This window comes from Protofrankia symbiont of Coriaria ruscifolia, from assembly GCF_900634745.1.
Classification (GTDB): domain Bacteria; phylum Actinomycetota; class Actinomycetes; order Frankiales; family Frankiaceae; genus Protofrankia; species Protofrankia californiensis.
In genome coordinates, this window is record NZ_CAAAFR010000051.1 from 1 (window position 1) to 9,055 (window position 9,055).

General features: G+C 64.9%; 9 protein-coding genes. 4 read left to right on the top strand and 5 right to left on the bottom strand.

The features are described from left to right. Positions 1-162 precede the first annotated feature (162 nt). The 3 genes from CV1CTNOD_RS07880 to CV1CTNOD_RS07890 form a co-directional block, all read right to left on the bottom strand. On the bottom strand, positions 163-723 hold the full coding sequence (locus tag CV1CTNOD_RS07880) for a hypothetical protein (RefSeq protein WP_131785494.1): 561 nt from the start codon (positions 721-723) through the stop codon (positions 163-165). A 1-nt stretch (position 724) separates the two neighbouring features. Continuing rightward, positions 725-2,473 (bottom strand): SNF2-related protein, encoded by a 1,749-nt coding sequence (locus CV1CTNOD_RS07885; RefSeq protein WP_131785500.1) that lies wholly within the window; start codon positions 2,471-2,473, stop codon positions 725-727. Between the two features lie 149 nt (positions 2,474-2,622). Then, positions 2,623-4,224, bottom strand: coding sequence for an MFS transporter (locus tag CV1CTNOD_RS07890; RefSeq protein WP_207386262.1), 1,602 nt, complete (start codon positions 4,222-4,224; stop codon positions 2,623-2,625). Positions 4,225-4,830: 606 nt separating this feature from the next. Here CV1CTNOD_RS07890 and CV1CTNOD_RS07895 point away from each other — a divergent pair. After that, on the top strand, positions 4,831-5,487 hold the full coding sequence (locus CV1CTNOD_RS07895) for a helix-turn-helix transcriptional regulator (RefSeq protein ID WP_165485376.1): 657 nt from the start codon (positions 4,831-4,833) through the stop codon (positions 5,485-5,487). 57 nt (positions 5,488-5,544) lie between these two features. On the opposite strand, the gene CV1CTNOD_RS07900 is transcribed toward CV1CTNOD_RS07895, so the two are convergent. Then, positions 5,545-5,877, bottom strand: a complete 333-nt coding sequence (locus CV1CTNOD_RS07900) for a response regulator transcription factor (RefSeq protein WP_131785496.1) — start codon at positions 5,875-5,877, stop codon at positions 5,545-5,547. Beyond that, on the bottom strand, positions 5,874-6,695 hold the full coding sequence (locus CV1CTNOD_RS07905; RefSeq protein WP_131785497.1) for a hypothetical protein: 822 nt from the start codon (positions 6,693-6,695) through the stop codon (positions 5,874-5,876). The genes CV1CTNOD_RS07900 and CV1CTNOD_RS07905 overlap by 4 nt, the downstream gene beginning before the upstream one ends. A 109-nt stretch (positions 6,696-6,804) precedes the next feature. Between CV1CTNOD_RS07905 and CV1CTNOD_RS07910 the strand changes: the two genes are divergently transcribed. The 3 genes from CV1CTNOD_RS07910 to CV1CTNOD_RS07920 all read left to right on the top strand — a co-directional run. Beyond that, positions 6,805-7,230, top strand: coding sequence for a transposase (locus CV1CTNOD_RS07910; RefSeq protein WP_242606475.1), 426 nt, complete (start codon positions 6,805-6,807; stop codon positions 7,228-7,230). Positions 7,231-7,554: 324 nt separating this feature from the next. Next, the gene (locus CV1CTNOD_RS07915) at positions 7,555-8,019 is read left to right on the top strand and encodes a transposase family protein (RefSeq protein WP_131785498.1); all 465 of its coding nucleotides are present in this window, start codon (positions 7,555-7,557) and stop codon (positions 8,017-8,019) included. A gap of 588 nt (positions 8,020-8,607) precedes the next feature. Then, positions 8,608-9,055 (top strand): YncE family protein (locus CV1CTNOD_RS07920; RefSeq protein ID WP_242606476.1); only part of this gene is annotated, 448 nt, incomplete at its 3' end.

Consider the following 9,055-nt stretch of genomic DNA (forward strand, 5'->3'; position numbering starts at 1 on the left):
CCTCGACCGCACTCTCGCCGCCTGAATAAACCAGCAGGGTCCCACAACCAGCCAAAACAGATCCCAGCGTCGCCTTGACCGGCCCCGCCCCTTCAGGGATGACCAGCGTTTTCATCGGAGAAGGCCCGCTTTTACCGCCGTATGCACGTCGTGTGAGTACGACTACTCTGACACCGTGAAGTAGTCGGCCGGGTCAAGCGCGTTGAGCGCGGTCCACCGCTGCGGCAATGCCGCGGTGGGCACTCGGGTGCTACCCGGCGAGACGCTGAAGAAGTCCTGGACATCGAGCGCGATTCGAGGGTCGTCGTCGACGCGTCGTGCCATTTCGTAGTAGACGGCCAGCACGTGGATACACCGCCCGGTGCCGTCCGAACAGGAGCAGTCGACGCCGGCGAGTACCGGTGTGGGCGGGTGGCCCGCCTCGGTGATCGCGCGGTGCACCTCGTCGGTGAGGATGGGCCGAGCGCCGCGCAGCTGGCCGGTGATCCCCATGACCGTCTCCAGGGACATCGGCGCCACCTCGATGCAGGCCACCAAAGTGGTGCGGCCACGCTGGACAACGCCGCGCACGATGCGGCCGTCGATCGTGACCTGCACCCCACCGAGGCGCGCCAGCTTGCGGGCGCTTGGCAACCGCGGATTGGGCAGCGTCTGGCGCAATGGCTGGGCGAGCCGGACCCAGTCCCGCCCCCACGCCGTGTAACCGAAATCGTCGTCCGGCATGTCAGCGGTCTCGCTTCCGGCGCAGCGTCGTGATGAGGTGGTCGTCATCCAGCCGGGCCAATTCGGCGAAATCAGACATATCGGCGATATAGGATAGCGCGGACTTGCGTGAATGCATGGCCGCGATGTGCTCCTCGACGGTGGTATTGGTGGTCAAAGTGGTGACGGTCACGGTGCGGGTTTGACCGATCCGGTGAACTCGATCGGATGCCTGCGCTTCCACGGCCGGGTTCCACCACCGGTCGAAGTGGATGACGTCGGCTGCGCGGGTGAGAGTGAGCCCGGTACCCCCGGCCTTCAGGCTGAGCACCAGCACTTTCGGACCATGGTCGGCCTGGAAACGGCGGACGATGTCGGCCCGCTGTTCCTGGTTCAACCCGCCGTGGAAGAACGGGACGGACACCCGGAACTGCTCGCCGAAATGCCGCACGAGCAGCTCACCGGTCTTCCGATACTGGGTGAAAACGAGTGTCGGCGAATCGGTTTCGAGGTTGTTGGCCACGATGTCGGTGCACAGGTCGAGCTTCCCCGACCTCCCCGACAGTTCATCGGGGTCGTCGGATTCATCCGGGTCGTCGGTGACCAGGCTCGGGTGGTTGCAGACCTGCTTGAGCGCGGTCAAAGCGGCCAGCACCCGGACCTGGCGCTGTGCGCCGCTGCCGAAGCCGTCCTCGATCGCCCGCTCCAGCACTCGGTCGTACAGTTGCTGCTGTTCTTCGGTGAGGTCGCAGATCAGGTCGGCGTGGATCTTGGGTGGGAGTGACCCGGCAACCTGGGACTTCTTCCGCATCAGCACGACGGGCTCGATCACCCCACGCAGCCGGGCAGCGGCAGCGAGGGAGCCGTCCGCGATCGGCCGGATGAAGCGACGGCGGAACTGCGTCTTGTGCCCGAACAGCTGCGGTGCGACCAGATTGAGCAGTGCCCACAGTTCCTCGAGGCGGTTCTCAACGGGCGTTCCGGTCAACGCGATCTTCGCGTCGGCCGCGATCGTTCGCGCGGCCTTCGATACTTGCGTGCGGGGGTTCTTCAACATCTGGGCCTCGTCGAAAACCGCCGTGGCCCACTGCTGCTCCGTGAGGACAGGGCTGTGTATACGTAGCGTCGGATAGCCGGTGAGCACCACCGTCCTGTCATCCATCGCCGCCAGTGGCCCGCCACGCCAGATCACCGTCCGCAGATCAGGGGCGAACCGCGCGATCTCGTGTGCCCAGTTCCCGACCAGCGACGTGGGACACACCACCACCTGTGGCCCCTCATCGGCGCGCCCGACGAGATAGCCGATGGCCTGCAGCGTCTTGCCGAGCCCCATCTCGTCGGCAAGCACCGCACCACCGTGTGCGTCGACAGCCTCGCGCAGCCAGCTCACCCCGCGGATTTGGTAGGGCCGCAGCTCGGCGGTCAGTGCTGTGCGCAGTTCGGCCGCGACAGCAGTGGTGTGCCGGAAGACGGCCACGGCATACTCCGCAGACGTCACGGCGGTACCCGTGGCATCGGGAACGGCATGCCCGGCGATCGGCAGGGGCACATCGCCGCCCGCGATCCGCGCCCGCCACGCATCGACCGACCGGCCGGGCGAGTCGAGGAGCGCGCCGGCGAGCTTGTCCGGCTCGGTCAGCACGCAGTCGATGTCGGCCACCTCAAACTTGGAAAGGTCCGGCGCCGGGACCACCAAGGCAAGCGTCTCGACGTCACCGACGGGCGGGGCGGCCCCCGCCGCGCGGGAGGACCAAGTCCACAGGGCGAACATATGACGGTCGAGCAGGTAGGTGGCTTGACTGTCGCCCCGGACGCCAGGAGGGCCGTCCGCAACGGCGACCACGGTATGGGTATCCGACGGCACACCCTTCGACGCGGCGTCGACCGGCACCGGCAGGCCGGCTTGCCCGGACACCGGCGTCACTGATCCGCCCCCGCCACACTTGGTAGCACCGGAGCGGCCTCGGCGTTGCCGGCCTCTTCGTGGTCCGGCTCCGCTATCGGACCGTTCTGCTTCCCGGCAGCAGGCAAGGTGATCAGCAGCACAGCCGCTCCGAGGAGTGCGCTGATCGCGATCCAGCCCGCGCCGACGTGCATGGCATGGATGAACGCATCATCGGCAGCCCGAGCAAGAACCGGCTGGTGGACAGCGGCGGCGGCGTGGCGGGCCTGTTCGGCAGAAACTCGTGCCTGATCCTGCACCGGACCGGGAGCACCCGCCAGCGAAGGCTCGATCGCACGCCGGTACGTGATCGACAGGATCGTGCCGCCTACTGCGATCCCGATAACACTGCCGGTTTGCCGCACGGTGTTGGTGACGGCCGATCCCGCACCGGCCTGTTCCAGCGGCAGGTTGCCGATCAATACGGCCGTCACGGGGCCGATCACCATGCCGATCGAGAGACCCTGGACCAACAACAGGATCTCGATCCACGCGAGCGGGGTTTGCAGTCCGAGGAACACGTACCCGCCCATGGTCAGGGCAGCCACGGTCAGGGCCGGCACGGTGACGACGCGCACCGACAGGCGGCGAACCAGGCGCGAGGCAAGGGGCGCCCCCGCGAGCGCGCCGACCGCGGTCGGGATGTTGGCCAGCCCCGCCTTCATCGGCGAAAACCCGAGCGCGCCCTGCAGGTAGAACGCGTTGTAGAAGGTGATGGCGGCCACCGCGAAGAGCAGCAATCCGAGCGCCGCGTTGCCGCCACCGAACGTGCGTTGCGCGAGCAGCCGCGGATCGAAGCCGGGCACCTTGACCCGCAGTTCGACGAGGACGAAAACGGCCAGCAGAAGCAGACCGGCAACGATCGGCGCCCAGACATCGGTACGACTCCACACCGCCACCTGCCCCGCGCGGATCAGCCCGTAGGCCAACGCCACGAGCCCGCCGATCGAGAGCAACATCCCGGCGGGGTCCAGTGGCCGCCAAGTCGGGCTGCGGAAGTTCGGAACCAGCGCGGCGAGCCCGGCCAGCGTCAGTGCCGCGACCGGGACATTGATCAGGAAGACCGAGCCCCACCAGAAATGATCGAGCAGGAACCCCGCCAGTACCGGGCCGACGGCCATTCCGACACCGGCCGATGTCGAGAAGATGCCGATCGCGGCCGCCCGCGCGGGGCCGGTGAAGGTCCACATGAGGATGGCCAACATGGCGGGCGTGACCAGTGCGCTGCCCACCCCCATGGCAGCTCGAGCTGCAATCAGCTGTCCCGCATCGCTCGCGTACGCCGCCCACAGCGAAGACCCGGCGAAGATCACCAACCCACCGGAAGACACAGTCCGGTGACCGAACCGATCGCCCAAGGCGCCTGCAGTGAACATCAATGTGGCGAAGGCCAGGGTGTACGAACCGGTCGCCCATTGCAGCTCTCCGGGATTGGCCCCCAGTCCACGGACCGGGTCGGCAAGGGTCTCCAGCGCAGCACTCAGGACGGTATTGTCCAGCCAGATCAGCAACGAACACAACATGAGGACCGCAAGAATCAACTGCTGCCTGAATTTCGGCAGCGTTGGAGGCGCGGTCATGGGCACCTTCGGCTGTCGATCGACGGGAACCCGAGCGACCATAGGTAAACACCACGAGAGTGTCAAGTTCCGATTGTATGTCTCTGCCGTATTTGCGAACCGGACGATTTTATGCCTCCGGCGGACTGGCGATGCGAGAAATTTCATGGCCGCATGAGGGTTGCGACCGAGCGGATTCCATGCCCTCCGACGGGCCGTCGCACCGCGTCCTGCAGCCCCGGCTCGGTGACCACGCGAAACGCAGCTCCTGCGCACCCGGGGCGGCCGCAAGACCGGCACTTACCCGATGCTTTACACCGAGCTCCCGCTGAGCGGACACACCCAAGTTGGCGGCCACTAAATACCTGCCAGATCGGGGTGGACAATTCCCACAGCCCGTGCCATGCTGGTCGATAAAGTCAAATATTCAGGACTCGACGCGGCAAAACGGTTCAAGCAGGTAGGCGTCCATACGTCAGCTGGGCCAAGTGGGGGATGGAATGACAGGAACAAGTGGCAGTTGTATTCGGGGTATAGCAAGGAATCGATACCACGATGATACCTGACATGCGTGACAGAAGAGCTTCCCCGCGGGGCGGGCGATCCCCGTTGCAAAACGAGATCGCGATGCCAACCTGCACCCTCGATACCAATTTCCAGATCATGCTGATAATCGAAGACGACATTCGCCGATATAGCATCGAGGGAATGCTTCGTTCACTCGACATCCGGATGACAGCGCGATTCGGCGCAGATATCGGGGATATCTCCACGTTCTACAACGGCCAGCTGATTATTTCGTCCAGCAATGCTTTGGAGCCCCTACCCGACGAGATCGCCGAAAGGCTGCGCCGCCACAACGTACATATCCTGATCATGGTGGATTCGGCGGACGTCGTCGAGCAATCCTGGGTCGATCACGCGAAGGGCTTCCTGGACTGGGCGGATCTCCACCCCGAGACCCTGCGCGAAGCGATCGTCGACGTGGAAGCCGGACGATTCCATGTGTCGGCGACCCTGGTGCGACGATCCGTGACGGCACCCGACCAAGCCGGTGATGGCATTACCTCGAAGCACGCGTCGATGATTGCACTGACGGCCCGGGAAAACCAGGTACTGCGCCTGATCGCCGAGGGGCTGAGCAACCGGCAGGTCGCTCGATCGCTGAGCATCTCCGAACACGGGGTCAAACGCACGGTCGGCATCATCTTGGCCAAGCTCAACTGCCCGAATCGGACGCTGGCCGTCGTTCGGGCCATCGAATCGGGGCTTCTCGTGATGTGAGGTGCCGGCCAGTCGCTTCCCAGCGGCTGAAGCGCGGACGAACACGCGGTCCGCTGATCACTTCCGGCGCGCTACCCATGCGGCGATCTGGGCGCGGTTACCGAAGTCCAGTTTGCCCAGGATATTCTGGATGTAGGTTTCGACGGTGCGCCGGGAAACGACCAGCGTGGCCGCGATCTCACGGCTGGCCAGCCCCCGGGCGACGAGCTTCGCGACTTCCTGCTCGCGGCTCGACAGCGGCGAAGGCCGCTTCGGCGAGGGAGCCTGGAGGTCGAGCGCGCAGCGGACGCCTTCCTCGTCGCCCATCTCGCGGCCCGCGGCGAACGCCTTGGCGAACCGGGCGTCGGCGTTCCCCGTCCCGTCGCCGCCACGACCGCCCGGCCCGCTCATCGGGCGCCTCCACGCACGGGAAGCTTAAAATTGCCCTCGACGACAAGCCGCCCTGACGCCGAACCGCTGGTCAGTCCTGCACGGGTCTGTTGCGAACCCCGTTGGGGGCACAGTACAGAATGTTGCATGATCTTTTGATCTTGTCTTGTGATCATAGCCACACCCCCTCTCTCGATCTTGCCGGCTGCGGGTGACCCGACCGCGTCAGCACTGGCGCGGTGGGCCGCGGGTATGGTCTCGCCGACCAGAGTGATCCGGCATCTCGCGATGTTGGTCCTGCGGTTGTACTGGATCTCCAGGCGCAACGCCTCGAACAGACGGCGGGACAGCTCGTCGGGCAGGGTGTCAAGGTCCACCGGGCCAACCGGCAGCGAGTACAACAGGTCGGGGTTCGCTGCCTGGACGGCCTGCTCCTCGAGAGCCTCAAGCCACTGCCGGAGATCGTCACGCTCGGCGCGGAGCTCCGCTCGACGTTCGTTGATGTCTCGGATCATGTCCTGGTCCGGCTCGTCCGTCATCTCAAGATTGCGGATGAGGCGCTTACTCTTCACCTCGCTGTCGCTGATCGCCTTGCGGAGCGCGGCGATCTGGCGTTCGCGGTCGTGCCGCTCGACCGAGTCGGCCATCTTCAGATGCGTCGCCAGGAGGTCCGCGCGGTACTGGCCGAACACGCGCTCGGCGAGGAACGCGTTGACCCCGGCCACAAGCGCCTTCTCGCGCACCCAGATGGCCATGTTGCCGGGATGGCCTTCGGCGGTGTAGCCCGGCTTCGGTGCGCAGACGTAGTAGCTGTCGCCGCGGGGGGTTCGCCCGTACATCCGTCGCCCGCACAGCTCGCAGAATAGGTAGCTGCGCAGCCGGTAGTGGACCGATCCCGCTTCCGTGGACAGCGAACTTGAGGTTCACTGTTCATAGGGAAGGATGCTCATGGGGTCAGCTCGCCGGAAATTCACTCAGGAGTACAAGGCCGAGGCGGTAAGGTTGGTGCTCGACTCGGGCCGGTCGGTGGCCGATGTCGCGAAGAGTCTGGGTATTAACGAGACCACGTTGGGAAGCTGGGTGAAGAAGGCGAAGGATGACGGCGAGGCCGAGGAGCGGCCGCTGTCGGTGTCGGAGCGCGCGGAGCTTGAGGAGCTCCGGAAGAAGTACGCGCAGGCACAGACGGACATCGCCTTCCTAAAAAAGCGGCGAGCTTCTTCGCGAGCGAGCGGAAGTAAAGTTCGAGTTCATCTCGCTCCATGCTCCGAGGAAGCCTGCTTCCGCCGACGGCGTGAACACGTTCCCCATCGACTACATGTGCCGGAAACTCGGCGTTTTCCGTCAGGGATATTATGCAGGGCCTCGGCGAGGTAGCACGCCGTCATGATCGATAGCTGATTGTAGTGAACCTGCTGGCTGCTCGTGAGGCCCGCGCGTGGCAGCCGGGTCCTGCGGGGACCGCGCTGGGCGAGAGTCGAACCGGCTACGGCGACGGACGCCGGGTCTCACACTGACGTTCCCAGGCCGGTTCGGGAAGAGCGCTCGAGCGGTGCGGGCGTGCCACGGCCTTGTTTTGACGGAGCCTCGCACCCGCGTTGTGACGGAAGTGGCCTCCTGCTCGGACAATGAAAGCGCCAACCCACATTGTCCGCAAAAACAGAAGGCCACCGCGTGCCATCATGCCAGCCTGCCCCTGACATGTCCACCGATCCGTTCGATCCAGAGCGGTGCGACATTTCCAGCCTGCTCACGATGCTGGATCGTGTTCCCGATCCCCGCGATCCACGGGGAAGAATCTACAGCCTATCGTTCGTCCTAGCGGTGATACTTGTCGCGACGCTGACAGGCGCGAAATGCCTGCGCGAACTTGGCGGCAGAATCGCGGACCTGCCGCAGCCGCTACTCGCCTGTCTGGGAGCGCCCTTCGACAGTTTCCTCGGGATCCATCGGGCGCCCTCCGAAAAGACGGTCCGTCTGCTTCTGAAGACGATCGACGTGGACGCCTTGGACGTCGCCTTCGGTACTTGGCTGTTCGCGCAGGCGACGCGGAAGCGGGGCGAGCAACTCGCCCTCGCGATCGACGGCAAGGTCCTGCGCGGCGCCTGGTCCGACGAGAATACACAGGTCAGTGATCATGCCGGCGCAAGCCAGCATGATCACTGACCTGCCAGACCCCCGCTCTCCTGTGGTACATCACCGCCGGCCACGCCCCGGACAACGTCGCCGACCACCGCCACCGAGCCCCCTGGTACACCACGAAGAACACCCCCTTCACCGCAGACATGATCAGTAAACTTCGGTGGGTGCTGACCGCCGCTAAATATCAGGTCACACGCCCCGACCAGCCGACTCCAGCGGAAATCCACACCATCCGACTGGCATGAGAGAACGACGCTGCGTAACAGTGCAACTCAAGATCCAAGGCGCGTGCACCGAAATACCGAGATCGGGAGTTTCATGGAAGATTTTGGGTTGGAAAACGGGTACAGGTAACTATGGCTTCGCCGGTCGTGGGACGTGTGGTGTGCGGGCCCGCCGGGTATCATATGTTCAAACGCCACTACGCTCGTTGCCGCCGGGCTTGTCGGAACTCGGAGCATGGTTGTGTGGACGAATAAGGATCCCCGACTGCCTCGAGCGATGCGCCTGGCGGCCCTAGTTGCTTTGTGCGCCGCTGTGGTGGGGGCCTGCGAGGGATCTGGTCCGTGCAGGCATACCTCAAAATCGATGCCGATACGAGCTCAGGTATCGGTGAATGGGCAGCCGGTGTCGCCGCCGGTGTCCGCGGGGGGCAGCGGTGGGGCGCAGCCGGTGAATGTGTACGCCGCCGCCGGGGCGAACCAGCTCAGCCCGGCTGTCCGCGGGGCCAGGAAGCTCGTCTACGTCCCGAACAGCGACAGCGATACCGTGGACGTGATCGACCCGGCGACCTTCAAGGTGATCGACCATTTCGTGACCGGTCGTAATCCGCAGCACGTCGTCCCGTCCTGGGATCTGTCAACGTTGTACGTGACCAACGACCTGGATAACAGCCTCACCCCGATCGACCCGACCACCGGGAAAATCAAAGGACCGAACATCCCCATCGCCGACCCGTACAACATGTATTTCACCCCGGACGGGAAGTACGCGATCGTCGTCGCCGAGGAACTCCAGCGGCTGGACTTCTACGACCCGCACACCTGGCAGCTGCGTACCC